This is a genomic window from Alishewanella sp. HL-SH05 (assembly GCF_052655985.1).
This window is the reverse complement of record NZ_CP199753.1, coordinates 2,761,918-2,788,174: the sequence shown is the minus strand read 5'-3', so window position 1 is coordinate 2,788,174 and position 26,257 is coordinate 2,761,918. Positions and strand designations below refer to the sequence as shown.

The window sequence follows — 26,257 nt, the reverse complement described above, 5'->3', positions numbered from 1 at the left end:
TACGTTTCTACCGTCACTTAACTGCTTGGCTTAATAACGTGCAGTCGCATGGCCAACCATGTAAAAAGCAGAACACCATCAGGTAACCAGGCAGGCCTTTATTTCGCGTGCTTAGGTAATACTTTTCATAAGGTTAGGTAGCAAGTAGGCTAGCCTAACCGTGCTTGGTTAGGCTAGGGCGATGCAAAATAATTTACAGGGTAAAACGCACGCCAGCAAAGACACTGCGCTCAGGTGCAGCATCAATACCGTCGCTGCGTACTCGGCTGTAGTAGTGTTTATCTAGCAGGTTATTAATGCCGCCATAGAGTGTCCAATTATGGGCCAGCTGATAGTCGGCACTGAAATCAATGACCTGATAAGACGGTATTTTTGCAGCAATTTCTGTTGCGTCGTTACCGCGGGCTTGATTAGAATCTTGCCAGTACTGCGCACCAACCAGGGTGGCGCTTAAACTAGCGCTTAACTTATCATGGTTAAACAGCAACCCCGTGCGAATAACGTGGTTAGGCGCATAGGCGGTATCGTTACCGATCAGTGCCGTTGTTACACTGTTTGTAATCTCGGTATCCAGTAACGAGCCGTTACCAAACCAAGTGAGAGTGTGCGTGGCGGTATCGAGCAGCGTATATTCCACAGCAAACTCGAGCCCTTGATGACGTGAGTCACCGCTATTGACTCGCTCAACATCAGTAATATTCACTTGGATTTGCTCAACTTTGTCTTTGAAGTCAATGCGGAACACACTGACATCAAACAGCAAATCTGCATTGAGTTGTGCGCGATAACCTAGTTCATAGTTCATGGCCCGTGAAATAGTGGGGCCATTGCTACCGGCTAGTTCTGAAGACGGGTTGATCAAATCATCAAAACGCTGAGGGCGATATGACTCAGACACATTGACATAGACTTCAGCATCAGTTGTTAACTGATAACTGCTTGCCAAACCAAATAATAGCTCGTTGTAGGTACGATCAAGATCAATCGCATCACGGTTTAGACTGGCTTGCTTCACGTTTTCGGCTAAATCGTAGTTAATACGTTCATAACGCAAGGTGGGCGATACTGACCAAGCACCAAAACGGAACAGGTTTTCAACAAAAAACGCGTTATAGCTAATCTTACGATCTTGTTCAAAGCGCAAGTCTGCCGCATTTTGTGCACTGGAGCGAATATCATCACTAACATGACGCGTGCGCGGGCTATCGCCCTGATAGCCAGAGGTGCCGGCCGTAAAAATGTGATTGTCACCCCAAGCCATGCTGTAGCGAAGATCGATACCCAGGTTGCTGAATTGTTGTTCGTCAATATTGGTGGTTGCTGGCTCGTTCGCGGGGTCGGTAAACATGGCCGAGCGTCGGCTTAAACGGTTCATCTGGTTATACCAAATACTGCCATGTAAGCTGCTGGTGTTACTGAGTTGTTGTTCATAAGTGATACTGGCAATAGTCTGATCAATCACAACCCGGTTATAGGGCGACTTTACCAAATCACGATTTTCCCGAAATTCCGCTGAGCTAAGACGGCCTGCTTCACCTGAATCGGAGTTGTAGATGTCGAGATTAAAACCAAGCTTAATACCCTTGAAGCCTTCGTATGAAAGACCAAAATAGCCGGCGTTAACTTCAAAGTCTTCGTTAGCACGAGGGCCGTCAGCGCTGCGATGATCAAATGATGCCATAAAGCCGGTATCACCTTGCGCCCATGAAACTTCGTTATAGGTGCTGTATAGCCCATCTGTACCAAGGGCATGTTCAGTGCGTAGCGCTGTCGCAGCTTGAGCATCAGGGCGACGAGTGACGAAGTTTACAACTGGGCCAATTTGCGGGCCATACATTAAACCCGCACCACCGCGGATAAACTCGATACGTTCAACCCGCTGAGCCCCTGGCATATAATAAATGGTGGGGTAACCAAACATATTGGCAGCCAACGGCACATTATTTTGGAAAAAAGCGATAAATTCAGACTCGTGCGGATCACCCAGGCCACGATAATTCACATTATAAATACTCGGGATTTTTTGTTCAGAGACAAATAACCCCGGCAGCCGGCTAAACAGTTGGCGTAAGTTAGGTTCAACCAAAGTGGGTTGTTCTGATAAATCGACGACGGAGGTTTTTTTACCTGCAAACAATTTGCCTTCTTGTAGCGTGTCAAGAAAACCGGAACTGTTTTCTACGGTTTGACCACGTACTTCAAATTTCTCTATTTCATCATTGCTGGCAGCACTATCGGCGACTGCCTGTAAGCTAGTGACGGTGAGCGAAAAGGCGATTGCCTGGGCAATTTTGCTTTTGTTCATAGCGTTAACTTCCTCAATAACAATAAAAATGATGTGTATGCTAATGCGAACAATTTCTATTTGCAAGTAGGTTATTGTGAAAGTTAAACCTCACCGTGTAAAGATCTAAGGGTATTGCTGTTAAGTCTACGTTGTTTTGTGTATCCAGACGAGTTAACACTGTTGGTTGCGCTTAAGTTGATTCGATTCCACTGTTATCGGCTAAATCACTTTTAATTAGCGCTTTCCATTTCACTTCTGGCTATTTTATCAATCAAAACACCTTAATCAGCGGAGGTATTTCCTCTTGGCTGCGTATATAGTAAGACGAGTTAAACTAGAGAAGATGCCCGTGCTTGAAAACGTACTAAATCGCCAACGTGAAAAGCAAACCAGCCATAAGCTGATCGAACGTTTACTGGCAGAACATGATTTTGCGCTAAGGCGTTTTATTCGCGTGCGCATGAACAGTAGCGTGGATTGTGATGATGTTATGCAAGAAGTTTATATGCGGCTCAGCCAAATTGAAGATTTACCCGCAAAATTAGCCGGTAGGCTTGATACCGCAAGAAATTATTTAATTCAAATTGCCAGTAATTTGTTAATTGATCGAGCCAGGCGCGCGCAAGTTCGCTGTGCAGACCAACATCAAGGCGAATATGCACTAAACGATTTAATAGCCATTGATGAACCCGATCGGCAGTTACATAACAAACGCTTACTGCATCAAGTTGAATGTGCTCTGCAACAGATCCGCCAAGAACAACGTCAGGCTTTTTTAATGCATCGTATTGACGGGTTAAGTTATCGAGAAATTAGCGACAATTTGGGCGTTTCCGTTTCTACTGTCGAAAAACATATTTCCGCTGCGCTATTGGTGATCCGTAATAGTGTCGACACAGCGGCCTTAGGAAGTAATCAGCATGGCTAAACTCAACGTACGTGAGCAAGCAATTGCCTATGTTACTCGATTGTACTCGGGTGAATTAACTGCGCGTGAAGAGAGCCAAATACGCCGCTGGCGCGAAGAGCAACCAGAGCATGAGTTGGAGTGGCAAACCGCGCTGCAAGCTTATGATTTTACTGCGATGCTTTATCATCCACACCATAAAAAAACAACCAAAGCTGCTCGTCATGACTGGCTAACGTGGCTGGCAACTGCCGCCAGTGTCAGTGCAGTGAGTTTATTGGTGCTACTGCAAAGTATCTCGCCAACGGTGATACCTCAGTCAGGCCATGTGCCTGTGGCAGTCATTGCCACAGAACAAATGCAGACTGCCTTGCAAAAGACCTCAGACGACAACGAGTTTCGGATTACGGAGCGTCAACAACCACTCACCAGCGGTGTATGGCACTTTGAAACGGCAGTGGGTGAAGTCAGCAATATTTTGCTAGCTGATGGCAGCACCTTATCACTGAATACACAGTCAGCACTAACGGTAGCTTTTAGTGCTGGTCAGCGTTTAGTAACGTTAAGCCGAGGTGAGGTGTTTTTTGATGTAGCTAAAGATGCCAATCGACCTTTTATTATTGATACCGGCGAGCGACAAATTAAGGTCATTGGTACCAAGTTTAATGTTAGAAAATTACCTCATGAAACCTTGTTAAAGATTGCGGTGTTAGAAGGTAAGGTGGCGGTGAAGAACCTGGTGAAACCCTTGCAAGCAAAGGAGGTTGAAGCCGTGCAGGCTTTGCTCGCTGGCGATATAGCTGCCTTTAGTGAGCAAAATGAGGTCATTCAACAGAATCAACCACAGCAAGTGAGTCAGGCACAAACGTGGCGTCAAGGCATTATGCGCTTTGATAACGAGAGCCTTGATCATGTTGTACAAGAATTTAATCGTTATCGCACCCGCAAAATTACAATTATCGATGAACAAGTGAAAAACTATCGGATCAGTGGAGTGTTTCACTTAGCAGATGGTGAAGCCATCTTGTCAGCTTTGGAAGCGACCTTGCCGATCCGAGTTGCCGTGGTTGCGGAACAAATTAATATTAGCAATCGTTAAAAACAGTGCGGAGGTATTTTTTACCGGCTGCGTATATACCTATGACAAAAATAAAAAACTAGGGATACAATTATGCTGAAATACCGTCTTAGCTATTTAGCGTGCTGCACATTAATTGCGCTGGGTGCCAATATTGCCGCAGTGCCTTTAGCTACCGCCCAAACTGCGGGTGTGGCAAGTCAAGAAAAAACCATAACGTTTAATATTCCTGCCCAGCGAACCAGTTCGGCTTTACTGGAGCTCGCTGAAACCGCAGGGGTGCAAATTATGTTTGCATCGGAAAGTACACAAGATTTGAATTCGCCTGCAGTGTCGGGTGAACTCAGTGTAAATCAAGCTTTAACAGCCCTGTTACAAGGCACAGGTTTACAGGCTACGGCCACTGGGCCAGCCATTTATGTAATCAGTGCAAGTACTGATAATGGCAATCGGCTACAAAATAACTTCCAACAACAACTACAAAATGCTGAGGGTGAGTCTTCCAGCAAGTCTGTGGAACGTATTCAGGTGGTTGGCTCCAATATTCGTGGCGCAAAAGCGGCGGGTAACCTACCAGTCACTATTTTAAATGCAGAAGACATTCTTAATACCGGTGCGGTGACGGGTGATGAATTACTGCGATCAATTCCGCAGATCGGTGATATTAGCTTCAATAATGAACGCACCGTCGGTGGTGTCAATGATGCACGCGGCGATGTTGCGTCGATTAACTTACGTGGTATTGGCACTGGCAATACTCTGACGCTGTTAAATGGTCGGCGCCTGGTATTACACCCTGGCACACAAACCGAGAATTTCGTACCTGTTACTACGGTTAACTCGAATACTTTGCCTGTGGCTGGCTTGCGACGGGTTGAAGTGTTACGCGACGGTGCCGCAGCGATTTACGGCACAGATGCGGTTGCAGGTGTTATAAACTATGTACTGAAAGACGATGTTGAAAACAGTACCATTAATTTTAGTTATGGTAAGTCTGAGGGCACCAGCCTAGACCAAATTACCGTTAATGGTTCTACTGGTATGCGCTTTAATGATGATAAAAGCTACTTAGCGCTCTCTGCGGCTTATTATAGTCGCGGTGCAATGGGGGCAGATGAACGTGTTTATTCAGCAAATCAGGACCGTCGTAATGCTCCTGGTATTCCTGAAGAGTTTATCGGCCGCACGGCATTGGATAATCGCTTGATAGCATCACCTTGGGGCACTTTTTTTAGCTCATCGCTGGGTACCTTTCATATTCAACCTAATACCATGTCAGGTTGTGATGTGCAGTTAGCGAATAATGTGTGTGCTGATCGCGGTACGCAATCGCGTGATCTTTATTATGATCCGGCTATTGAAGACCAAAGCATGACGTCTTCGGTTGATCGCCTTAATTTATTTGGTTATTTCACACATGAACTGAATGATACTACCGAGTTTTACGCTGAAGCTTTATATTATCGAGCAGAGTCAGAGCGTCGTCGTGAGCAAAATGCCAACCTGACGGCACAGCGTATCATGATTGGTGCCGATGCGGCGTTTAACCCTTTTAATGAGACGGTTGAATTGCGTAACTACCGTCCAGTCGATGCAGGTCCAAGACGTATTGAAGTGACAGATACCAGCTATCGCGTATTAACGGGTTTACGCGGTGCGGTAGGTTTATGGGATTGGGACAGCGCCGTGTTGTATTCTCGGGCGAATACCCTTGATATGGATTACAACCGGATCAGTACTTCAGCTTTTAGTGCTGCCTTGAATCAAACTGATCCCAGTTTAGCCTACAATCCTTTTTTAGGCGGCGATCCGGCTAATCCGAATACCGGTTTTAGTGTTGGCAACAGTGCCAGTGTTATTGCTGGCATAGTGCGTGATGTTTATCGTGAAAGCACCAGCGAATTAGCCTTGTGGGACTTTAAAGTCTCTAATCCAGCATTATTTTCATGGTATGCCGGTGATATTGGTATTGCTGCAGGTGTTGAATACCGTTATGAAAGCTACGCTGATGATCGCGATCCTACTTTGGATGGCAGCCAACCCTTTGTGGATGCGTTTACTGGGCTGGTGGGCTCCGATTCTGATGCCCTCGGCAGTAGTTCTACGCCCGATGCCAGTGGTAGTCGTAATGTAGTTTCTCTTTATTCTGAATTGTTGGTACCCCTTGCTGACAGCTTAAGTATGCAGTTGGCATTGCGGCATGAGCGTTTTAATGATGTCGGTAATGTAACCAAACCGAAAATAGCTTTAGCTTGGGCACCACAAGAGTGGTTACAGCTGCGAGCTGCTTATTCTGGTGGTTTTCGTGCACCTAATTTACCGCAAGTATTTGAAGATGGCGTGGTGCGTTCAAACACAAGACGCGATCCGGTAACCAATGCGAGTTATGGTGTTGAGGAAGTGCGTGGCGGAAATGTCACTCTGCAACCAGAAGACGATAAAACCTATAGTTACGGCTTTGCGCTGGCACCCGTGGACGATTTATTGATCACGGTTGATTGGTGGGATATCGAGCAAGAGGGCGTAGTAGGCATTTTAAACAGTCAAACGCATTTATTATATGATTCATTATTACGCTCAGAAGGTTCTTCTAACACAGCCGTTGTGCGTGATCCTATAGATAATCGTGTGGTTTTTGTGCAAAACACCTACAGCAATTTAGATGTGCGTGAGATCAGTGGTCTTGATGTGAGTGTCAGTTATAAACTGAGCACTGATTTTGGCCGTTTTGATTTCAAAGTGAATGCGGCGAAGTTGAACTCGTTTAAACAAATGCCAGATCCCATCAGCACAATCGTGCTTGCCGCACAAGCTGCCGGAAATCCTGCCGTACCGGCTGATATTATTGTGCCGGGTACCGGTGATTTAGTGCAAATGGACGGAAATCCGGAATTACGGATGTTTGCTGCGATTGATTGGCGTTTAGCGCAGTGGAGCGCCGGCGTTCGTGTTAACTACATTAGTGATTTTTATGACACTTCCGCCACCAGTGCAGCAGGCGATCCACTTCCTATTCCCAGTTGGACCACCACAGATGCTTATGGTGAGTATCGGTTTAAAGACGGGTATTTGGATGGCAGCCGTTTGCGCCTGGGTGTGCGTAATTTAACTGACCGTGATCCACCAATTGCAGATGAAAGTTTCGGTTATTTTTCAGATATTCATAGTAACCGTGGACGTTACATCTATGCAAACTGGTCATGGAGTTTTTAATGCCACTAAGATCAATTTTTGTTGTTGCGCTGCTGTTTAGCAGCGCGAGCTGGGCAAAAATTGAAGATACAACAGCTGCTGTGGCCAAGGCCACAGCAAGCTGTGTCTTCAGTTCGGTTAGTTTCACCAGCGATTTCCCCATGGGGCGATTGGATGGTTGTCAGCAAACCGGTGTGGACAGTTTTACACTGCACCTAAAACCGGAAAATCTGCCTATTAACCCCAGTCCTTGGTATGCCTTTAAAGTGATTGGTGTTGAGGCACAGCCCAAACCGATAACCATAACCTTAATGACACATAACGGTCCTGCACGCTATAGCCCTAAGGTTAGTCTTGATCAGCAGGTTTGGGCTCCGGTTGCCTTTAGTAAAACCGATCAAAGCATTCAATTTAAGTTGTCTGCATCGAAAACACCAATCTATGTTGCGGCCGGTGAGATCATTAACAACGTCACTTACACTCGTTGGCTGTCTGATCTAGAACAAGGCCACATAGGCACCTTGGGTCTAACGGTTGAAAACCGTGCCATACCCATGCTGGAACATCGTACGCCCAACAGCCAAGATTGGCTGATTTTGATCGGCCGGCAACACCCGCCAGAGATCACTGGCGCACTTGCCCTGCTGCATTTTAATAATTTATTGTGGAGTGACGATCCGACCGTTAGCACTTTTCGCTCGCGCTACAATATCTTGTTAGTACCCAACATGAATCCTGATGGCGTGCATCGTGGTAATTGGCGGCATAACCGAAATGGGCTTGATTTGAATCGCGATTGGAAAAATCGTAGTCAACCGGAAACTCAAGCATTACACACCAAACTAAAAGCCATTGAAGCCGAAGGCGGTGTTATTCGGTTTGCCCTAGATTTCCATTCAACTAATCGCAATGTTTATTACACCATGGATCATGATTATGTTACGGCAAAGGGCAAACCTTTAGCGCAGCCGCAGTTAGTCAATAACTGGCTCTCATCATTAGCTGAGCGTGTGCCTTATAAAATTGAAAACAGACCCAGTCATAACCAAGGTTCTGGGGTGTTTAAACAATATATGGCAGATGAGTTTGGCGTGCATTCAGTCACCTATGAAGTTGGTGATGATACTGACAGAGCAGAGATTAAAGTTATGGCTGAAGCGGCGTTACGTACTTTGATTGAGCATCTTTAAACAGGGCTGGTTAAAGGTATTGTTTGGTTATTGATAACAGTGATCTTATCCGCCAAACTGATCAAAAAAAGTACTAAGTGAGTTTATGCTTAGTACTTATTTCAGATGCATTAATGTTTAAACCCACACGGCTAATGTCGCTGTCCCTTCAGCCATTATTCAGTTTGCAGAGCGTATCTTCAGCGCGTTGCTACTGGTACTGTGCGATAATATCTTATACTGCCCTTGCTGTGGCTAATTGTGCTGAGCAAAAGGCACTGCTAGAATTCGCAGCGATTTAAGCATCAGTCCTGGCTACCAACCCCTTTACTTACACTTTCGAGGTGATAATGCGTAAGCTTGCGGCAATATTGTGTGCAATGGTTGCGTTTTCTGCGGCGGCGCAAACCGCTGGTATCGTATTTAGCAGTGATTTTGAACAAAGCAGCTTAAAAACCTGGCGGCAACTGGGTGAGTGTCAATTAACCAACGAACAACCTCGAACGGGTGAGGGCGCGATGCGCTGTCAGGCCGGCAGTAACTCGTTGTTTAGCCGAGAATCGATTGGTGAGCAAGGCGTGCTTGAGCTTTGGGTGTTGCCCGAGTCGGAGTTTACTTCTTACCGTATTCAAGTGTTGGTCTCAGAAAAAAGCACCTTAGACAGTGCGTGGCAGCCAGTTGCCGTGATTGAACAGCAAGCGGGAGAGTTAGGCTACAAAGCGCACCGCATTTCGGTGGATGACCCTGGGCGTAAATTTTTAAGGCTGGATATTGAATCACAACAAGGCTTTGTACAATTAGATGACTTGCAAACCAGCCGCATCTTATTAGCGACCGCGCTGCATAAAAACGAGCAGCGCATTATTAGCGGTATTTTGGATCAGCTGCGCAAAGACAAAAATATTGAAGTGCAAGCCGAGTCATTTCGTTCGCTGGGCACGAATTATGCGGCACAGTTAGAAGTACAGCGGCAGTATCTCGAATATGCTAATGCCTTGCATTCGGGGATCTCTTTAGTGCTCGCCAGCTCAGAGCGCAATAAAATGTCCAATCCGATGTCTTATGCCAGTTTTCGTAATATCGTCAACGATGCAAAACGCGTCAGTTCTAAGATCCAGCAGGCGCGTTTAAATTCCATGATTAAACCCTTTGGTGATCTGGTGACGGCTACGTTAAATGTGGTCAGTGCCGGCACTTATTCGGCTTTTGCAGAGCCGTTTAAATCGTTTTTAGCAGTCAGTTTCGACCGATCCAGTTACCAAAATGCTGGGTTAAGCCGAGCGGATCGTAAATTTGCTGAGGAAAACGGTTTAAAGATTTATCAGGATGCCGAGCGCTTTTTATCCGAGCTAGAGCGTGAATTACAGCTGGTTACCGCGTTAGATAATGATTTAGCAAGCATTCAGCGTAATATTGATAACTTCAGGCGCGATCTCGACCGGCATTTACGCGATACGTTATTGCATGCCAGTGTGGTGGCATCCAAAGAGAATATCAGTAAGGTGCTTAGTAAAGATGAAGCGATCCGACAAAAGCTAGTTGCAGCGGTGGCCGGCAACATCAGTTTAAAAGCGGGCAGTTATTTAAGCGATGGTAGCAATACTGAATTGATCCGTTTTGTCTTAAAAACCTCCGAGTTACTCGATGGTATGCAGCGTTATAAAGACAATTTTAACCAGATCACTTCAGCGATGTTGACCTACTATGAACGTTTTGAACGCTCAGTAGCGGCTGAACAAAACCCCTTTACTGAAAAAACCGACAAAGAAGTGTGGGAAACGCACGCTCGTAAAGCGCGTGATTACTTAAAACAATCGAAAGACTCGTTTAGTCGCGCCTATTTGTAAGCACGAGTAGCAAGTTGCAGATAAAAAAGGCCCTTGGTTGCAAGGGCCTGACATGATGACTAGGTTAACCGTTAGCTGGCTTGTTTAGCCGCATAAGCTTCTACTTCTGCCCAAACGCGCATCAGGTTACCCGATAAAATTTTCACGATATCTTCTTCGCTGTAACCGCGTTTAAATAAACCTGCAATCAAGTTTGGGTAGCTGGCCACGTCTTTTAAACCGATGGGCAGCGAATCGCCGACGCCATCGTAATCCGAACCGATACCCACATGGTTAATACCCACTAACTTTACCACATGGTCGATATGGTCCAGCACGGTGTCTAATGTTGCAAACGGATAAGGATGGGTTTTGCTGTAAGCTTCACGAAATGCTTGATTATCTTCCACGCCCGCTTGTTGCGCAGCCGCTTTACGTAAGGCGTTATATTGATTGGCTTGGCGTGTAACGAAGGATGAACCAAAGTTAATTTGGATCACGCCACCATTTTTGGCCAGCGCTTTTAACATATCGTCATCCATATTGCGCTCAAAGTCAGGTGTATAGCTGCGCAGTGACGAATGCGAGGCAATTACCGGTACTTTACTAATAACCACGGCCTGATAAAAGGCATCATCTGATACGTGCGAAATATCAATCATCATACCGATATTGTTCATCGCCACTATCAGCTCTTTGCCAAATGGGCTTAAGCCTTGCCAGCGGCGACGGATGTCATAACTCGAGTCCGAAATATGATTACTTTCAGAGTGGGCTAGCGTGATGTAACGCACACCACGCTGATAGAAATGCTGTAAGTTTTCTAATTTACCCTCGATCGGCGTGCCATTTTCCATCCCCATGGCTAAAGAAATTTTGCCGCTGCCAAATTGTGCTAATACCTGCTGTGTGCTACTGGCCAGGGCAAATTTATCAGGCGCTCGCGCAACTAAGGCCTCCATGCTATCGATGAGCTGATTGGCCAGTTGGTAACCTCCACCAGTGCGCTCGTAGGATGCGGGAATGTAAATAGACATAAAGGGAGCATTTAACCCCCCTTGTTTTGCCCGAGGGTAGTCAAATTCGCCGTTAGCCGTGGCAACTGACACATCTTCCCATTTTTTATGGAGTCGATAAGGAACATCGATATGGGTATCAACAATAATATATTGCTGCGCTACGCGATCGGCGAGGGTTAGCTCAGTTAAGGGTTTATTAGTGGTTTGCAAGGTTTGGGCACAGCTACTTAACAGCAAGGTGCTACAGAGTATGGCCATAGCACTTAATTGAAATTTCATTCGTTGTCTCTTATTGTTGGATACACCAAATTTCATCTCACCAGTTTTTTTGGCTGTCGACAAGCACTATCCGACCAATATGCCAATATCAGCGCTGATTGTAGTGTGTTATTGCGTTCAGTCTGCACGGGTTGGTCAGTGCTTTATGCGCGAATAAATTGCGCGAGTGAATTGTATTTAGCATGACGCAGTTTGCTCACATCAACACGCCATGAATCATCCCTGAGGCTCGATTCCGGCCATCCATGGCCTTCAACGGTTGATTTAGAGCAAACAGGTCATGCTTAACTGACTGGCATTAAGCCTACAAGCTTCTTTTTTCAAGCTCGCCCCGCAACCAGCGCGTGACACTGCTGTCAAGGCAGCTTTCCAAGGTTTGCGCTTAACGTTTCAAACGAACCCTCTGCTGCTGCACTGGGTGGCGGTGCAATCATGATTAGCCTGACAGAATAAGGTATACTGCAAAGTATTATCAGATTTGAGAGAATGTCATGATTAAAACAGCCCTATTAGCAATGTTGCTTGCGGTAAGCAGTCAGTCTTTACTGGCAAAAGAGCCGGTTAATTTAGAACGAACCATGAAAACCATGGGTTTTGCCCACAAACAAGCTTCCGAAGCGAGCACAACGGCAGAAGCCTTACCTTTTGTTGAAAAGTTACAAAAGCTGGTGCAGCAAGCTAAACAAGCGCCACTGCCCTCTGACAAAGCTGAAGTATACATCGAAGGCTTAGACAAGGTGTTAGCCGAGTTGGCGCAGGCTAAAGCCGCGGTTACCGCAGATGACTTGCCTAAGTTAAAACAGCATTTACAGCAAATTGAACAATTAAAAAAGCAGTACCATAAAGAGCGAAAATTCAGTTTCTGGCAATTAATTTTTGGAAAATATTAAAAGCATCAAGATGCTGAAAATGCTTTAGATTAATCTGATGTTTTAGTCGCAAAGGGTTAGTTTCAAGGCGTTTGCTAGCCTGCGCTGAGCCACGGTTTGACAAAGTTCGCCTATACTTAAATAGACGCTAATAAACATTTCTTGTACAGCGTCATGATAAGCGAGGACGATGCGATGAGTTCAATCTTTGCCGAAAGCCAATGGAGCAGTGTGCGAGCACAGGTCAAATGTGAGTGGGATAAGATCAGTTATGCTGAGCTTGAACTAACCCGCAACAACCCTGAGTATCTCACCGAGTTAGTGCAAGAGCGCTACAATCTGGAAGAAGACGATGCCCGTCAACGGGTGCAAGCGTTCTTTGATAGTCTCTAACCACTTTTATTCACCCCAGTAGCAGCCTTTGCTACTGGGTTTTATTTTTTATCTAGCTTTTTTCAGACCACCTCATAATGTATTTTTAAACTAATAATCAGACGGATACGGCATCTGTGCTTAATCACTTTAAGGCAATTAATTGATTTTATTGATTTGATTCAGGGCAGAGTCAGTTTATTTGCACTAGGCTTAGAATATCGGGTAACCGATAAAGCCATAAATTGATGAGGAAAAAGCCATGAAAGCGAACCAACATAAAGCGCATGCTGCCGAGCGAGAGCATCAACAAGTAGATAGACAGCAGCAAGGGAAAGCCATTACGTCACTAAGTTTAGTGTGGCAAAAGCAACAGCAATTAAGGCCGCAGCCGTTAGCAGAGTTGGATATCGAGTGCTGTGCTGAACTGGGGTATAATTAATGTGCGAGCTGGGCTGAGCAGTGACATTTGGGTGTACTGCTCAGCCTATTTATTAGGCTAAACCGACGTAGACGTTTTGTACGTCATCATCATTATCAATAGCATCTAAAAAGGCTTCAACCTCAGCACGGGCCTCGTCATCTAAGCTCAGCGGGTTATTAGCACGATAGACTAATTTTGCTGAATGCACTTCATAACCAAAGTCGGGTAGGGCTTTTGCCACTAAATCAAGATCGGTCAGTTCCGTTAGGAAGATCACTTCACCGTCTTCACCTTCTTCAAAATCTTGTGCACCGGCTTCAATCGCGGCCAGCTCCATATCGGCATCGGCACTACTGGCCACGGCTTCAATTTGTCCTAAGTGTTTAAAGTCCCAGGATACCGAGCCCGCGCCTCCTAATTGCCCTTTACGAAATAAAATACGCATACTCATGGCACTGCGGTTTTTATTATCCGTTAAACATTCAACAATAACCGGAACCTGATGTGGCGCAAATCCTTCATATACCACTGTTTCATAATTCACTGGGCCATCAAGTAAACCGGCGCCTTTTTTAATGGCACGCTCTAGGGTTTCTTTTGGCATAGATGCTTTTTTCGCAATTTCAATGGCTGAACGCAATTTGGCATTCATTGCCGGATCGGCCCCGTTACGAGCTGCAACCATAATCTCTTTGGCAAGTTTGGTAAAAATACGGCCTCTGGCATTAGCCGCATCTGCTTTATGCTTGTTCTTCCACTGGGCACCCATAATGAAGTCCTGTTAAGCTATCAATTAAAATTGGTGGGGTAGTCTAGCGAATAGCAGGCTTTTTTAGCAACTGCTGCATGATCTTTTTCGCAAATAAGCCGTTTAAGAAGGCATTAACAAGAGGAGCTGCCATGAACTTGGCTCATATTAAAGCAGTGGTTTTTGATTTAGACGGTACCTTGATAGATTCACGCTTAGATTTTGCAGCAATTTGCGATGATCTGGGTTGGCCGCATGGCACACCCTTACTTGAGCATATTGCCACGCTCGGCTCAGGTGCAGAAGCTGACCGAGCTCATCAGATTATTCGTCGTCATGAAAATGCCGGTGCAGCAGCGGCACAATGGATGCCAGGGGCCGAAGCCTGTCTGCTGGCGCTAATAGAGAAAAAGCTGCCACTGGCCATTTTAACGCGCAATATGCGCGAAGCCACCGAGCATGTGCTAACCCGGTTACAAATCCCGATTGAGTTAGTGCTCACACGAGAAGATTGTGCGGCCAAACCGGACCCGCAAGGCCTTCATATCATTGCCGAGCGTTTACAGGTTCCATGCCAGCAGATGCTGTATGTTGGCGATTACGTGTTTGATTTACAAGTTGCCGCCAATGCTGGGGCCGCATCCTGTTTGTACCTTAACGACAGTAATCAACATTTTTTGCCGCAAGCGGATTACAGCATCGCTCACTTTAATGAGTTACAACAGGCATTTTGGCCGTAAATGGCCTGAGTAAGATAATTTAACCGTAATAACTTGTCATTTTTACGTGATAGCCTCTATAGTATCAACATAAAAATAACAGTTAACAGTTAACAGGTGCAGTTTGCTTGCTAGGTTAAAACAAAACTTCTATCTTGCTATGATCACATTAGTGGGTTTAATGATATTGCTATTCGTTACGCCCTACGGAGTGTATCGTATCTTAACAGGCAATATGCTGGTGGGTATTGCTGATTTATCTATTGTTTTAGCCAGTTCAATCGCGGTTTTGTATGCATGGCGCACCAATGACACGGTGCGACCAGGTCAGTTTTTGGCGCTGATATTTTGTATTGGTTTAACGGTTATCTGTACCAGTTTAGGCGTTAATGGCTTATTTTGGGTCTACCCACTTATGGTGTTTATCTTCTTTTTAGTTTCAGCAAAAGAAGCCATTTTACTTTCCTTGTTATTGCTTTTGTTATTGGTTGGTATTGATTTCCTCAAACCGGGGCAAGTCTTTGTTAATCATTATCAAATGATGTCTTTTTTAGTCACCGCTTTTATCAGCAGTTTTTTCGCTTTTATGTTTGCCTATCGCACCCGGGCACAGAATAAAGAATTAAAGCATATCGCCAGTATCGACAGTTTAACGGGTGCAGGCAATCGTCACACCTTAAATGCCCAGTTAGATTTGGCTGTGCAGTTAAAACAAAAGCTGAATTGTCATTACGGTTTAATTTTGTTTGATTTAGATTTCTTTAAATTAATCAATGACAACTATGGTCATAAAGTTGGTGATCAAACCTTGGTGCGCTTAGTGCCTTTAATTTCGTCATTAATTCGTCAAAGTGATCGCGTGTTTCGGTTTGGCGGTGAAGAATTTATTGTGTTGCTGCGTGATATTAAACCGACAGATTTGTTGCATCTGGCCGAGAAGATCCGCAAAGGGGTTGAGCAGCAGTTAACTTTACCAGATGGCAAAGCGGTCACCTTATCCGCAGGATTGGCCATGTTAGCCCCAGATGAAGATTGGGAGCAGTGGTTACATCGGGCGGATATGGCGTTGTATCAAGCGAAGAACAATGGCCGCAATCAAGTCATTGCGGCTTAGTCTGCCCGCGAGTGGTGTGTTATTGAATCACTCGCACTACTCGCGCTGCTTATTTTTCTACTCACGCCGCTGAGTCAGCTTCAATCTTAATCCTTTACTCTGGGCAACTGCCATTATTTTTTAGTAATGGCATAAGCAAGGGCGACATACCGTTTAATACTTGCAGCGGTAGTGCTGAAGTAAAAGAGTAGTCGTCAGCCGCATTGCCTGGAATATAAACACTGATCACGCCAAAGTAATTATCACTGAGATAAAATGCAAAGGTTGCCGTGCGGTTTAGTGCACGCGACTGAACGGTCTCGCCGCGGCTGTTCACCGTACTGATACGATTGTCACCTGTGCCGGTTTTGCCACCAATAATCGCCAAGTCGGGCAAGTTACTTAAGCTAAAATGCGGTAATAAACGCCGCCCTGTACCAAGCTGGACGACGCCCGCTAAATTTTCGCGCAATACCTGAGCAACTTCGGGTGCCATAACGCGTGTTATTTGCACTTCTGTGCGACTTAGAGCCACATCGTAAGGCGTATTTGCGGCAAAGTGCACCCCGGCAATTCTGAACATCGGTAGTCGTTTACCGCCATTTTGAATAATGCCCATCAGCTCTGCTAAAGCGGCCGGTCGATCGCCAGAGCTCCCCAATGCAGTAGCCAGTGACGGTACCAAGTACTCAAACGGATAGCCCATACGCTGCCAGCGCTGATGAATATCCCAGAATGCCTCGATTTCGAGCATAGTGCGGATGCGATTATCCCGGGCACTGCGCGACTGCGTGCGGAATAACCACTGATAGGCTTGCTGCCGCACATCAGCGCTAAGTGTCGTGGCTTCGGCTAGGGTGGCTGCCGGTTGCTGCTGTAAATACGCCAACAACCATAACTCTAACGGGTGGCTGCGAGCTAAATAGGCTTGATCCGGTAAGCTAAACTCGCTGGGCGAGTATTTTTTATAAAGCTGACGCCATTGTTGCGTTGTCAGTGGGTTATCAGTAAAACGCTGCTGCATGGCGCTGATAAATTCACTTTCGCTTTGGCTGGGGTTAATAAAGCGATAGCCGGCACTTAAGCGGTCGGGTGTTTGCCGCAAACCATTTAAAAACACGTCTAAGCGCTCGTTGGCGCTCAGCTTGTGGTATTTACGCCAGAAACGTTGTAGGTATTTTACGCCCTCGTGATCGGCAAAACGGCGTAAATATTGATCACGGCGGGGATCGTTGTCGTTTTTCAATAGCTGATAACTGCTGCTTTCACCATGATGAATACTGTATTGCACCAACTCTTGCATTAAGCGTACAAAAGGCAGGTTAATCGATTCATACAAGGCTTTGCGCAGTGTCGGCGTCATGCGATCTTCTTCACGGCGAAAATTACCAAAGGTATGTAAGCCCCCACCGGTAAAAAAGCTGCTACGGGGATCGGCAGAAAACTCACGATCCATTGCGGCATTGAGCATGGTCAGTAAAGATACACCAGGATTGGCAATCAGGTAGTTTATGGCCCACTGCGATAGCTCATCTTGTGGTGCTATGTCCAAAAAGGCCAGTTGCTGGGGTGACTCTTCAGCATATAACTGGTGGATCTCGGCCACCATTTCCAGATAAGTCGCTAAGGTGCGTAACTTCGCGGTTGAGCCCAGCTCTAACTTGCTGCCCTCATTTAAATCAAAGGGTTGTTCTGCATGGTTATCGGTTTGCACTCGCAGCTTATTGCCCAGCGGCGTGCTTTCATACAGTGTAAAACTGTATTTAACGTTGCCAATTTGGTTTTCTTGCAATAAGCGTTGACCAATAATACCGGCATTATTGGCCGCGGGCAGTTGTGATAATTGCTGCAAATAGCGATTTATTTTTGCCTGCAGTGGCAAGTTTAACGTGGTTTGCACCGTTAAATCGAGCCGGTCGGTTTGATATAAACTGCGGCCTAATAAACCGGCGACACGGTTTCGCACTAACAAGGCCGTTTTATCTAACTTACGCGTGGTTTGCCGAGCTTGCTGATTAAAATTCAAAGTTTGCTCGCTTGCCGCGGCATACCAAGCCGGCGATAGAATATTAAATTGGCGTAATAAGCGCAGGTGGCTGTCTACCAGTTCTTCCAGCTCGGCGCGGCCTTGCAGTAAATAAAAGCTGGGGCGACGTTGGGCAATAAACAAGGCTAAAACCTGACGCAGCGCTTGGCCATGAGCGGCGGTGGGCTCTGCATCTTGCAGTAACCGATTGACTTGCATGGCATCAACACCAAACCAAGCATTTAAACCATCTGCAATACCATGTATTTCACCTGCTTGAGGAGTGGCAGCTAAAGGTACGGTGTTAATATAGTCTAAGGCGATTTGCATACGACGCGCCATGGTTTCTAAGCCAGGTTGATAAGCGCGGATACTGGCTGATGCCATTTGGCGGAGCTTATCGGCGAAACCCGAGGTAAAACCTTGTGGCGAGTGCCGATATTTTTCGATTTGCGTCGCGAGGGTACTGCCACCGGCTGCGGCGGCTTCTTGTCCTGCTAATTTTTGTACTTGTGCTAAGCCGGCAACGGCCAAACGAGACCAGTCAATGGCCGGGTTAGTCAGCGGTGCGGCTTGAAATAAATCTCGGTTTTCAATGAACAATAAGATCCGCAACATCAGCGGTGCAACATCACTAAACTGAGCATATTGCTTTTCAGGTGTTTGATAACTGAATAACGGTTGTTGCTGGCAATCGAAAATTTGCAAACCCCATTGGGTTTTTTCGGTATAGGGTGGGTACAAGCCCCACTCGGTGTAGCGCTGTAAACTGGGTGAAAAACGACTTTGGCTGGTAATATTAAAGCCACTATTATTCAGTTTGATTAACCAATCGGCTAAATGGCTATAGCCAGCCCGTTGGTCAAAAGGCCCACCCGTTGGATATATGGGTTGTTGCTCGGCCGGTGCCGGGCCTGTGCCTTGTTCAAAGGTTAATTGTGTAGCAAGGTAATGCCAAACCCGCGCTTGCAAGAAGCTCGTGCGAGCTTCTTGATAAACGAGGCCAGCTAATAGCAGTAAGACTAACAGCCAAAGTAACCACTTCAACGGTTTCCAATTACGGATCCGAGGGGCGGCAACTTTGCGCTGGTTTTCACGCACATTTTCAAAATGTCGTCTTTTTAAAACTGGCGGCCCCTCTAACGGGGCGTCACCAATGCGGGGCTCAACTCTGTTATCGTCTGACATAGCGGTGAGTTTATTTCACTTCCTCGTGGTTAAGTTGCTGCGCCCGAGCCAGTCTGTCAGGATCAGCGGTAATTTGCCAGCCTTGTAAATTATCTAAAATAAGCTGTGTAAGGGCCTCAATATGCGCAGGGCTGTCATTCAGTGCGGTAATGTATTCGTAACGCTCACCGCCGGCTTGCTCAAAATACTCTTTGTTTTCTTCCGCGATTTCTTCAATCGTTTCTAAACAATCGGCAGCAAACCCTGGGCAGAACACTTGCACGCTGTGCACACCTAAACCCGGTAACGCTTTTAGCGTTTCATCGGTATAAGGTTTTAACCATTCTTCGCGGCCAAAGCGCGATTGAAAAGTGGTCATGTACTGGTCTTTTCTTAAGCCAAGTTGTTCGGCGATCAAGCGTGAGGTCTTGTAGCATTCACAATGATAGGGATCGCCATTAAGCAAATAACGCTTTGGAATACCGTGATAAGAAAACAGCAATTGATCGGTTTGGCCATGCTGCTGCCAATGTGCTTGAATTTGTGCAACACAGGCTGCGATATAAGCTGGATAATCATGGTAATGGCTGATAAAACGCAGATCTGGCAACCAGCGACGCTGCGTAAAGTTAGCGGCTAACGCATCAAAGGTTGAAGCGGTAGTGGCGGCAGCATATTGAGGATAAAGCGGTAGTACCAATAACTTACGCACGCCCTGTGCCATCAAGCGCTCAATGGCACTGTCCATACTGGGATTGCCATAGCGCATGGCATAATCAACCACAACATTATGCTGGCCTGCCGCGGTAAGGGCGGCTTGTACTGCTTGGCTTTGGCTCACCGTATGAAATAACAAGGGTGAACCTTGCTCGGTAAAAACACCGGCATAGGCTTTAGCTGAGCGACGAGGCCGAATATTTAAGATAATGCCATTTAAAATACACCACCATAATAAGCGGGGTACTTCTACCACACGAGGGTCCGATAAAAACTGTTTGAGGTAACGACGCAGAGCTTTAGGCGTGGGTTCATCTGGTGTGCCTAAGTTGGTTAATAACACGCCGATTTTATCGGCGTCGCCATGACTATAATTTTTGCTGTTGATATAACCCATAATCGGTAATTACTCTCACTGAAAATCAAAAAAGACGTTACGGCAGCGGGGAAATGACAGATCGCCAACATAAGCCTGATCTTAGCAGTTTGTGTCACGTAAACCTATTACCGGATGCAGATAATCTTGTTCTGCCGTATGCTGAGTGTCTGACTTAGCGCAAAAAAGGGAATAACGGATGAAAATAATCAGTTACTTTGTACTGGCCGTCTTGTTAGCGGCTATGCTGGGTACCGCATTACAAAGCGCGGCCAATTTATGGGCGATCACCCAGCTGGCAGGTTCGGTGTCGTTAGCCGATCAATGGCGTACTTTTCTTTTCGATTTACGGCATTTTATGCCGCTTTTAGCACTCATCTTTTTGCCCATTTTGATATTAAGTGTGCTAGCAACCAAGCTGATTTGTCGGTTCTTGCCATTGCAACCGCTGGCCGCCATGTTTGCGGTAACAGCATTAGCAACTTGGTTAGCCCTTAACCTGATTAATTATTTGGCCCCTATGCCAACGCTGATTGCCCTGAATCGCAGCAATAGTGGCACGTTGTTATTACTGTGTTGCACCGCTTTTGCAGCGGTATTTTTTCAATGGATGACAGCGAAACGGAGTACGCGATGAACATGTCTATCGTCAAAAAACTGAGAGCCTTACAAAAGCTTACCCTGAGTTTAACGTGCGGCGCCTTGCTCAGTTTGCCCTTAGTGGCCGAAACCGCTTGGCGCCTTGATACCGTGGCCAGTGATCTCGATTTTGCCTGGTCATTGGCCTTTATGCCCGACGGGCGTTTTTTAGTCACCGAGCGCACTGGCCAGCTGGTTATTCTGAGTGCCGATGGCAGTGAAGCCAAGCGCCAAGCCGCGGCCTTGCCCGATATGTTTGTGGCTGCCCAAGGGGGTTTACTCGACGTGCTGCTGGCGGCTGACTTTGACAGCAGCGGTCGGTTATTTTTAAGTTACTCTTGCGGAAATTTAAATGCCAACAGTACCTGCTTAGCCAGTGCCCAGTTAGTGAATGATGAATTAACCGCTATTCGACCGATTTTTCGGGCGCAGCCTGACCGACGCGGCGCCGCCCATTACGGTGGGCGTATGGTGCAATTACCCGATGAAACCTTAGTGTTAACCTTAGGCGACGGTTTTAACTATCGGGAGCAGGCGCAAAATAAAGCCCATCATTTGGGTAAAACGGTGCGTCTGACCGTGGATGGGGCGGTGCCTGCCGACAACCCTTTTGTTAATCAGGCGGGGATTGCTGGGGAGATTTTCACGCTGGGTCATCGTAACGTGCAAGGCATTGTCTATGATCCCCAAACCGGGCAACTCTTTAGCCATGAGCATGGGCCTAAAGGGGGCGACGAATTAAACCTGTTACTTGCCGGGCAAAACTACGGCTGGCCAGTGGCCACCTATGGTGTGGATTATACCGGCGCGCGTGTCTCGCCTTATCAGCGTTTTGTGGGCATGCAAGATCCGTTGTATGTTTGGACGCCATCCATTGCCCCGGCGGGTATGACCTTGTATCAAGGAGCGTTATTTCCAGAGTGGCAAGGGAATATCTTTGTCAGTGCCTTAGCCGGTAAAGCATTACATCGCTTGCAATTAACGGCGGGCAAAGTCACGGCAGAACAAGTGCTGTTAGCGGATTTAGCCACTCGCCTACGGGATGTGCGCACGGGGCCAGATGGGGCGATTTACCTGTTAACCGATGGCGCTAAAGGGCAGTTACTGCGTTTATTACCGAATTAGCGCAAAGTGGTGGCGTGTTTAAGCACCCACTAATCTGTTTGCTGAATGCATTAAACTTAGGCTCATAAAAAACGCAGCGTCAAAACGCTGCGTTTTTTGTTTTCAGCTAAAGGCGGCTGCCGCTGAACGGAGATCATTGCTCCGTAAACTAAGAGCGAGAAGCGTAAAGCTTTTAGCGCAAGGCTTAGTGCTTAATGCTGATGCCCACCTGCGCCGTGGGCATGGCCATGCGCAAGTTCTTCTTCAGTGGCTTCACGTACCGACAAAATCTCGATATGAAAAGTTACCGTTTTACCGGCTAAGGGGTGGTTAGTGTCTACGTCAGCTTTAAACATACCCATTTTAACGATGGTGACTTGACGCTCGCCATGATCAGTATTAACCCATGCCACCATACCCGGTTTCCATTTTTTGGCACCTTGTAAGTGTTTTACTTGCACGCTTTGAATGGCATCGGCTTTGCGCTCACCATAAGCATCTACCGGAGCCAGTGTTACTTCTAGCGTGTCGCCAGCGTTTTTATCTTGTAAGGCTTCTTCAAGCTTTGGCAGCATTTGATTGTGGCCATGTAAATACAACATGGCATCACCTTGGCGTGAGCTTTCAAGCTCAGTGCCGTTCTCGGTGATTGTGTAATGAAATTGTACAACGCTGTTAGAACTGATTTGCATGTTGAGTCATCTTCTGAAGGTTATCGTGGCGCTATTATAACGCGCTCGCAGGCGGTGTCAGAGAAATTTGTGCAGGTTTTAAAAAACGGTGTAAGCCTTAACAGCAAGACGATCCGCAGCCTTAGCCAACGGATCGTCTGTAATGCTTAGCTGGCGGCTTTCATCTCGCTCACAAATTGCTGCAACTTACTGAGCATTAAAGCCGGATCGGCTTGGTTTTGTTCAATAATGTTAACAATTGCCGAGCCGCTGATTGCACCGGCTGCGCCATTATCAATGGCTGCCCGCACTTGCTCTGGTGACGAAATACCAAAGCCAAGTAGTGGTGGCGCCGGATTATAAGCACGAATACGTTCAATCAACGCTGCGGTTGGCATCGCGGCTTTGGTTTCGGCACCGGTTACCCCAGCACGACTTAACAAATAGGTGTAGCCACGGCCATAAGAGGCAATCGCACGTAAGTCATCATCATCAACATTTGGCGGCACAATATAAATCGGTGCAATATTGTGTGCCATGGCCGCTTGACGGAACATTTTACTTTCGCTCAGTGGCACATCCGCAATCAGCACGGAGTCAACGCCTGCGGCGGCAGCCGTTGCATAAAACGTGTCGAGGCCTTTTGCCATAACCAAGTTGGAATACAGCAGTAAACCAATTGGAATGTTTGCATCATAGGCACGAATACGCTTAATAATATCGAAACACATGGCGGGGGTGACCCCCGCAGCCAGTGCGCGGATATTGGCATTTTGAATGGTAGGGCCATCGGCAATCGGATCTGAGAACGGAATACCTAACTCTAAGGCATCAGCACCGCCATCAATTAAAGCTTTAATAATTTGAAACGACAGCTCGGGCTGTGGATCGCCTACGGTAACGAACGGCACAAAAGCGCCACGTTTTTCGTCACTCAGCCGCTGAAACATCTGTTGATAACGTTGCATTACTCTGCTCCTTGCTGTTGTGCGGCTAATACGCCGTGCACATGCGATAAGTCTTTATCGCCGCGACCCGATAAATTTATTAATAGCACCATAGGCTCGGTTGCTGCTTCGGCCATTTTAATGGCGTGCGCTACGGCATGAGAGCTTTCTAATGCCGGAATAATCCCTTCTTTCATGGCGAGTAACTGAAAAGCCGCTAAGGCTTCGTCATCGTTAATGGCCACGTATTCAGCACGACCAATTTGTTGTAAATGGGTGTGTTGTGGCCCAACAGCGGGATAATCCAAACCGGCTGAAATAGAATAAGATTCTTCAATTTGGCCATCGGTGGTTTGCATAATCGCGGTGTAAGCACCGTGCAAAATACCGTAACTACCGGTACTTAATGCCGCACCATGTTGATGGGTATTAATCCCTTTACCACCGGGTTCTACACCGATTAAACGCACGCCAGACTCTTCAATAAAGTCGGCAAAAATACCGATAGCGTTTGAGCCGCCACCGACACAAGCGATCACTGCATCGGGTAATTGACCTTCAGCTTTGAGGATCTGTGCTTTGGCTTCTTCGCCGATCATCCGTTGGAAATCACGCACAATAGTAGGGAAGGGGTGAGGGCCCGCTGCGGTGCCTAGCATGTAGTGAGTGGTTTCGTATGTGGCAGACCAGTCGCGCATCGCTTCGTTCACGGCATCTTTCAAGGTGCCTGAACCGGCGGTAACCGGGATCACGGTAGCTCCCATTAGCTGCATCCGAAATACGTTCGGTTGCTGGCGCTCAATATCTTTAGCGCCCATATAAATGCGGCATTTTAAACCCAGTAGCGCACAGGCTAAAGCGGTTGCCACACCATGTTGGCCTGCGCCGGTTTCAGCGATCACTTCTTTTTTACCCATGCGTTTCGTCAGTAACGCTTGGCCTAAAACCTGGTTGGTTTTATGGGCGCCACCGTGCAGTAAGTCTTCACGCTTCAGATAAATTTTCACCAGCGGGTTGGGTGATAAATTGCGGGTTAGCGTTAATGGTGTCGGCCGACCGGCATATTCCGTCAGCAATTGTTGAAACTCGGCATGAAACGCCGGATCTTGTTGAGCGTCAACAAAGGCCGCTTCTAATTGCTTTAAGGCGGGCACCAACAATTGCGGCACAAACATACCGCCATATTGGCCGAAGTAAGGATTAAGTTTTAGCTCACTCATGTGGGACACTCTTCTTAGTCAAAAAATCAAATTCACGGATCCGCTGAAAGGCACTGGCGATTTTCGTCGTGTCTTTCAAACCGGCAGCCGTTTCGAGGCCGGAATTCATATCTAAACCGGCAACCGGCAGTGCTAAGGCGGCACTGAGATTATCGGGGTTCAAGCCACCGGCTAGCATAATCGGCTGTTGGCTTTGCAGTTGTTGCAGTAAACGCCAGTCGAAACTGACACCCGAGCCACCGTGCTGTTGTGGATGAAAGCTATCTAATAAGATGCGATCAGCTAAGGCGGTAAACGCCGGTAATTCGGCTTGTACTCGATAGGCTTTCCATATTTCACAGCCGGTTGGCAATAAGGGTTTTAATGCCTGTAAATAAGCATCGTCTTCATCGCCATGTAACTGTACGGCGGCTAAGGCTAATTGGCTTGCTAAACGGGCCACTTGCTCTTTTTCGGCGTTTACAAATACGCCGACAAAGCGTAGCGGGGCTGCTTTGACTAGCTCGGCGGCTTGCTCGGCGCTTACCGCGCGAGGTGAGACCGCTGCGAATATCAGGCCACCATAATAGCCACCGGCTTGATAGACCGCTTGCACATCTTCAGCACGGGTTAAACCACATACTTTATGCTCGCCAATAATCAAGCGATGACAGGCGCCGGCTAGATCGGCTTGCGCCATAAGCGAACTGCCCACTAAAAAGGCATCGGCTACGGGTAATAATTGCCGCACTTGCTGATTTTGATAAATGCCTGATTCGGATACCACGGTGCGATCCGCCGGGATCAGCTGCCGCAAGCGTACGCTGGTTTGCAGATCAGTACTCAAATCGCGCAAATTACGATTGTTAATGCCAATTAACTCCGCCCCTAGGGTGACGGCACGTAAGGTTTCTTGCTCATTACTCACTTCAGTTAAGATTGTCATACGCAGTTGTTTGGCCACCGTTGCCAACTCGCGATACTGCGTATCATCTAAAATCGATAACATCAGCAGGACTGCGTCGGCACCGGCTTCACGCCCTGCGTAAATCTGATAGCTCGAAATAATAAAATCTTTGTGCAGCAAGGGTTTGTCGGTAAGCGTACGCATTTGCTTTAAATACTGATAGCTACCCTGAAAGAAACTGCTGTCGGTCAGAACGGAAATGCCATCAGCATAGCAGTTATAAACGCTGCTAATTTCATTTAAATCAAAATGTTCACGGATCAAGCCTTTGGAAGGTGAAGCCTTTTTACACTCTAAAATAAAACGGGCACCCGGTTGTTGTAACACTGCTAAAAAATGACGCTCAGTGGCGCTCACCTGATCGATAAACTGCTCAAGCGGGCGCTCAGTCATCATTTCAGCGACTTCGAGTCGTTTTTTATCGACAATTTTTGCCAAAACCCCTTCAATTACCACCTGGGG

General features: G+C 46.8%; 21 protein-coding genes. 12 read left to right on the top strand and 9 right to left on the bottom strand.

What is annotated here, in order from left to right:
- Positions 1 to 193: 193 nt before the first annotated feature.
- Entirely contained in the window at positions 194 to 2,305 is a 2,112-nt protein-coding gene (locus tag ACUJFL_RS12705) for a TonB-dependent receptor family protein (protein WP_445427694.1), read from the bottom strand.
- A gap of 331 nt (positions 2,306 to 2,636) precedes the next feature.
- Here ACUJFL_RS12705 and ACUJFL_RS12700 point away from each other — a divergent pair, with 331 nt between their 5' ends.
- The 5 genes from ACUJFL_RS12700 (at position 2,637) to bdpA (ending at position 10,480) form a co-directional block, all read left to right on the top strand.
- Complete coding sequence (locus ACUJFL_RS12700) at positions 2,637 to 3,215, top strand: RNA polymerase sigma factor (protein ID WP_445427693.1); 579 nt, start codon at positions 2,637 to 2,639, stop codon at positions 3,213 to 3,215.
- A complete protein-coding gene (locus ACUJFL_RS12695; RefSeq protein WP_445427692.1) occupies positions 3,208 to 4,293 on the top strand; it encodes a FecR family protein in 1,086 nt (361 codons plus the stop codon). Before ACUJFL_RS12700 ends, ACUJFL_RS12695 begins: the two co-directional genes overlap by 8 nt.
- Positions 4,294 to 4,365: 72 nt before the next feature.
- Positions 4,366 to 7,485, top strand: a complete 3,120-nt coding sequence (locus ACUJFL_RS12690) for a TonB-dependent receptor (RefSeq protein ID WP_445425066.1) — start codon at positions 4,366 to 4,368, stop codon at positions 7,483 to 7,485.
- Entirely contained in the window at positions 7,485 to 8,654 is a 1,170-nt protein-coding gene (locus ACUJFL_RS12685; protein ID WP_445425065.1) for a M14 family metallopeptidase, read from the top strand. Before ACUJFL_RS12690 ends, ACUJFL_RS12685 begins: the two co-directional genes overlap by 1 nt.
- A gap of 329 nt (positions 8,655 to 8,983) precedes the next feature.
- Positions 8,984 to 10,480 carry a BAR domain-like protein A BdpA gene (bdpA, locus tag ACUJFL_RS12680; protein ID WP_445425064.1) on the top strand — a complete coding sequence of 499 codons (1,497 nt, stop codon included), beginning with the start codon at positions 8,984 to 8,986 and terminating at the stop codon, positions 10,478 to 10,480.
- A 71-nt stretch (positions 10,481 to 10,551) separates the two neighbouring features.
- Here the strand turns inward: bdpA and ACUJFL_RS12675 are convergent, their stop codons facing one another.
- Positions 10,552 to 11,757, bottom strand: a complete 1,206-nt coding sequence (locus ACUJFL_RS12675; RefSeq protein WP_445427691.1) for a dipeptidase — start codon at positions 11,755 to 11,757, stop codon at positions 10,552 to 10,554.
- A gap of 491 nt (positions 11,758 to 12,248) precedes the next feature.
- Here ACUJFL_RS12675 and ACUJFL_RS12670 point away from each other — a divergent pair, with 491 nt between their 5' ends.
- From ACUJFL_RS12670 to ACUJFL_RS12660, 3 genes are all read left to right on the top strand, one after another.
- Complete coding sequence (locus ACUJFL_RS12670; protein ID WP_306178175.1) at positions 12,249 to 12,647, top strand: cytochrome b562; 399 nt, start codon at positions 12,249 to 12,251, stop codon at positions 12,645 to 12,647.
- Positions 12,648 to 12,821: 174 nt separating this feature from the next.
- Positions 12,822 to 13,019, top strand: coding sequence for a general stress protein CsbD (locus ACUJFL_RS12665; RefSeq protein ID WP_445427690.1), 198 nt, complete (start codon positions 12,822 to 12,824; stop codon positions 13,017 to 13,019).
- A gap of 241 nt (positions 13,020 to 13,260) precedes the next feature.
- On the top strand, positions 13,261 to 13,440 hold the full coding sequence (locus ACUJFL_RS12660; RefSeq protein ID WP_445425062.1) for a hypothetical protein: 180 nt from the start codon (positions 13,261 to 13,263) through the stop codon (positions 13,438 to 13,440).
- A 52-nt stretch (positions 13,441 to 13,492) separates the two neighbouring features.
- On the opposite strand, the gene ACUJFL_RS12655 is transcribed toward ACUJFL_RS12660, so the two are convergent.
- Entirely contained in the window at positions 13,493 to 14,191 is a 699-nt protein-coding gene (locus tag ACUJFL_RS12655) for a YebC/PmpR family DNA-binding transcriptional regulator (RefSeq protein WP_226750218.1), read from the bottom strand.
- A 131-nt stretch (positions 14,192 to 14,322) separates the two neighbouring features.
- On the opposite strand from ACUJFL_RS12655, the gene ACUJFL_RS12650 reads away from it, so the two are divergent.
- Together ACUJFL_RS12650 and ACUJFL_RS12645 are read left to right on the top strand one after the other, a co-directional pair.
- Positions 14,323 to 14,910 (top strand): HAD family hydrolase, encoded by a 588-nt coding sequence (locus tag ACUJFL_RS12650; RefSeq protein WP_445425061.1) that lies wholly within the window; start codon positions 14,323 to 14,325, stop codon positions 14,908 to 14,910.
- Positions 14,911 to 15,013: 103 nt separating this feature from the next.
- Positions 15,014 to 16,003, top strand: coding sequence for a GGDEF domain-containing protein (locus ACUJFL_RS12645; protein WP_445425060.1), 990 nt, complete (start codon positions 15,014 to 15,016; stop codon positions 16,001 to 16,003).
- 94 nt (positions 16,004 to 16,097) lie between these two features.
- On the opposite strand, the gene ACUJFL_RS12640 is transcribed toward ACUJFL_RS12645, so the two are convergent.
- Together ACUJFL_RS12640 and hemH are read right to left on the bottom strand one after the other, a co-directional pair.
- Positions 16,098 to 19,196, bottom strand: a complete 3,099-nt coding sequence (locus ACUJFL_RS12640) for a transglycosylase domain-containing protein (RefSeq protein WP_445427689.1) — start codon at positions 19,194 to 19,196, stop codon at positions 16,098 to 16,100.
- 10 nt (positions 19,197 to 19,206) lie between these two features.
- Complete coding sequence (gene hemH, locus ACUJFL_RS12635; protein ID WP_445427688.1) at positions 19,207 to 20,289, bottom strand: ferrochelatase; 1,083 nt, start codon at positions 20,287 to 20,289, stop codon at positions 19,207 to 19,209.
- A gap of 178 nt (positions 20,290 to 20,467) precedes the next feature.
- On the opposite strand from hemH, the gene ACUJFL_RS12630 reads away from it, so the two are divergent.
- Both ACUJFL_RS12630 and ACUJFL_RS12625 read left to right on the top strand, forming a co-directional pair.
- Positions 20,468 to 20,905 carry a hypothetical protein gene (locus tag ACUJFL_RS12630; protein WP_445427687.1) on the top strand — a complete coding sequence of 146 codons (438 nt, stop codon included), beginning with the start codon at positions 20,468 to 20,470 and terminating at the stop codon, positions 20,903 to 20,905.
- The gene (locus tag ACUJFL_RS12625) at positions 20,902 to 22,032 is read left to right on the top strand and encodes a PQQ-dependent sugar dehydrogenase (RefSeq protein ID WP_445427686.1); all 1,131 of its coding nucleotides are present in this window, start codon (positions 20,902 to 20,904) and stop codon (positions 22,030 to 22,032) included. Before ACUJFL_RS12630 ends, ACUJFL_RS12625 begins: the two co-directional genes overlap by 4 nt.
- A 191-nt stretch (positions 22,033 to 22,223) precedes the next feature.
- Here ACUJFL_RS12625 and ACUJFL_RS12620 read toward each other — a convergent pair whose 3' ends face one another.
- The 4 genes from ACUJFL_RS12620 to trpCF all read right to left on the bottom strand — a co-directional run bounded on the left by ACUJFL_RS12620 (position 22,224) and on the right by trpCF (position 26,245).
- Positions 22,224 to 22,703 (bottom strand): FKBP-type peptidyl-prolyl cis-trans isomerase, encoded by a 480-nt coding sequence (locus ACUJFL_RS12620; protein ID WP_226750211.1) that lies wholly within the window; start codon positions 22,701 to 22,703, stop codon positions 22,224 to 22,226.
- Positions 22,704 to 22,849: 146 nt separating this feature from the next.
- Positions 22,850 to 23,650 (bottom strand): tryptophan synthase subunit alpha, encoded by an 801-nt coding sequence (gene trpA / locus ACUJFL_RS12615; RefSeq protein WP_226750210.1) that lies wholly within the window; start codon positions 23,648 to 23,650, stop codon positions 22,850 to 22,852.
- Positions 23,650 to 24,849, bottom strand: a complete 1,200-nt coding sequence (trpB, locus tag ACUJFL_RS12610) for a tryptophan synthase subunit beta (protein WP_445427685.1) — start codon at positions 24,847 to 24,849, stop codon at positions 23,650 to 23,652. The genes trpA and trpB overlap by 1 nt, the downstream gene beginning before the upstream one ends.
- The gene (gene trpCF / locus ACUJFL_RS12605) at positions 24,842 to 26,245 is read right to left on the bottom strand and encodes a bifunctional indole-3-glycerol-phosphate synthase TrpC/phosphoribosylanthranilate isomerase TrpF (RefSeq protein WP_445429088.1); all 1,404 of its coding nucleotides are present in this window, start codon (positions 26,243 to 26,245) and stop codon (positions 24,842 to 24,844) included. Before trpCF ends, trpB begins: the two co-directional genes overlap by 8 nt.
- Between the last annotated feature and the right edge of the window lie 12 nt (positions 26,246 to 26,257).

What these genes read in the sequence shown, in the direction of transcription:
- ACUJFL_RS12670 (WP_306178175.1), top strand. Translation starts at nt 12,249, where the DNA reads ATGATTAAAACAGCCCTATTAGCAATGTTGCTTGCGGTAAGCAGTCAG.
- ACUJFL_RS12705 (WP_445427694.1), bottom strand. Translation starts at nt 2,305, where the DNA reads ATGAACAAAAGCAAAATTGCCCAGGCAATCGCCTTTTCGCTCACCGTC.
- ACUJFL_RS12650 (WP_445425061.1), top strand. Translation starts at nt 14,323, where the DNA reads ATGAACTTGGCTCATATTAAAGCAGTGGTTTTTGATTTAGACGGTACC.
- ACUJFL_RS12625 (WP_445427686.1), top strand. Translation starts at nt 20,902, where the DNA reads ATGAACATGTCTATCGTCAAAAAACTGAGAGCCTTACAAAAGCTTACC.
- ACUJFL_RS12660 (WP_445425062.1), top strand. Translation starts at nt 13,261, where the DNA reads ATGAAAGCGAACCAACATAAAGCGCATGCTGCCGAGCGAGAGCATCAA.
- ACUJFL_RS12630 (WP_445427687.1), top strand. Translation starts at nt 20,468, where the DNA reads ATGAAAATAATCAGTTACTTTGTACTGGCCGTCTTGTTAGCGGCTATG.
- ACUJFL_RS12665 (WP_445427690.1), top strand. Translation starts at nt 12,822, where the DNA reads ATGAGTTCAATCTTTGCCGAAAGCCAATGGAGCAGTGTGCGAGCACAG.
- ACUJFL_RS12620 (WP_226750211.1), bottom strand. Translation starts at nt 22,703, where the DNA reads ATGCAAATCAGTTCTAACAGCGTTGTACAATTTCATTACACAATCACC.
- trpB (WP_445427685.1), bottom strand. Translation starts at nt 24,849, where the DNA reads ATGAGTGAGCTAAAACTTAATCCTTACTTCGGCCAATATGGCGGTATG.
- trpA (WP_226750210.1), bottom strand. Translation starts at nt 23,650, where the DNA reads ATGCAACGTTATCAACAGATGTTTCAGCGGCTGAGTGACGAAAAACGT.
- ACUJFL_RS12690 (WP_445425066.1), top strand. Translation starts at nt 4,366, where the DNA reads ATGCTGAAATACCGTCTTAGCTATTTAGCGTGCTGCACATTAATTGCG.
- ACUJFL_RS12695 (WP_445427692.1), top strand. Translation starts at nt 3,208, where the DNA reads ATGGCTAAACTCAACGTACGTGAGCAAGCAATTGCCTATGTTACTCGA.
- hemH (WP_445427688.1), bottom strand. Translation starts at nt 20,289, where the DNA reads ATGGGTTATATCAACAGCAAAAATTATAGTCATGGCGACGCCGATAAA.
- ACUJFL_RS12685 (WP_445425065.1), top strand. Translation starts at nt 7,485, where the DNA reads ATGCCACTAAGATCAATTTTTGTTGTTGCGCTGCTGTTTAGCAGCGCG.
- ACUJFL_RS12655 (WP_226750218.1), bottom strand. Translation starts at nt 14,191, where the DNA reads ATGGGTGCCCAGTGGAAGAACAAGCATAAAGCAGATGCGGCTAATGCC.
- ACUJFL_RS12640 (WP_445427689.1), bottom strand. Translation starts at nt 19,196, where the DNA reads ATGTCAGACGATAACAGAGTTGAGCCCCGCATTGGTGACGCCCCGTTA.
- bdpA (WP_445425064.1), top strand. Translation starts at nt 8,984, where the DNA reads ATGCGTAAGCTTGCGGCAATATTGTGTGCAATGGTTGCGTTTTCTGCG.
- ACUJFL_RS12675 (WP_445427691.1), bottom strand. Translation starts at nt 11,757, where the DNA reads ATGAAATTTCAATTAAGTGCTATGGCCATACTCTGTAGCACCTTGCTG.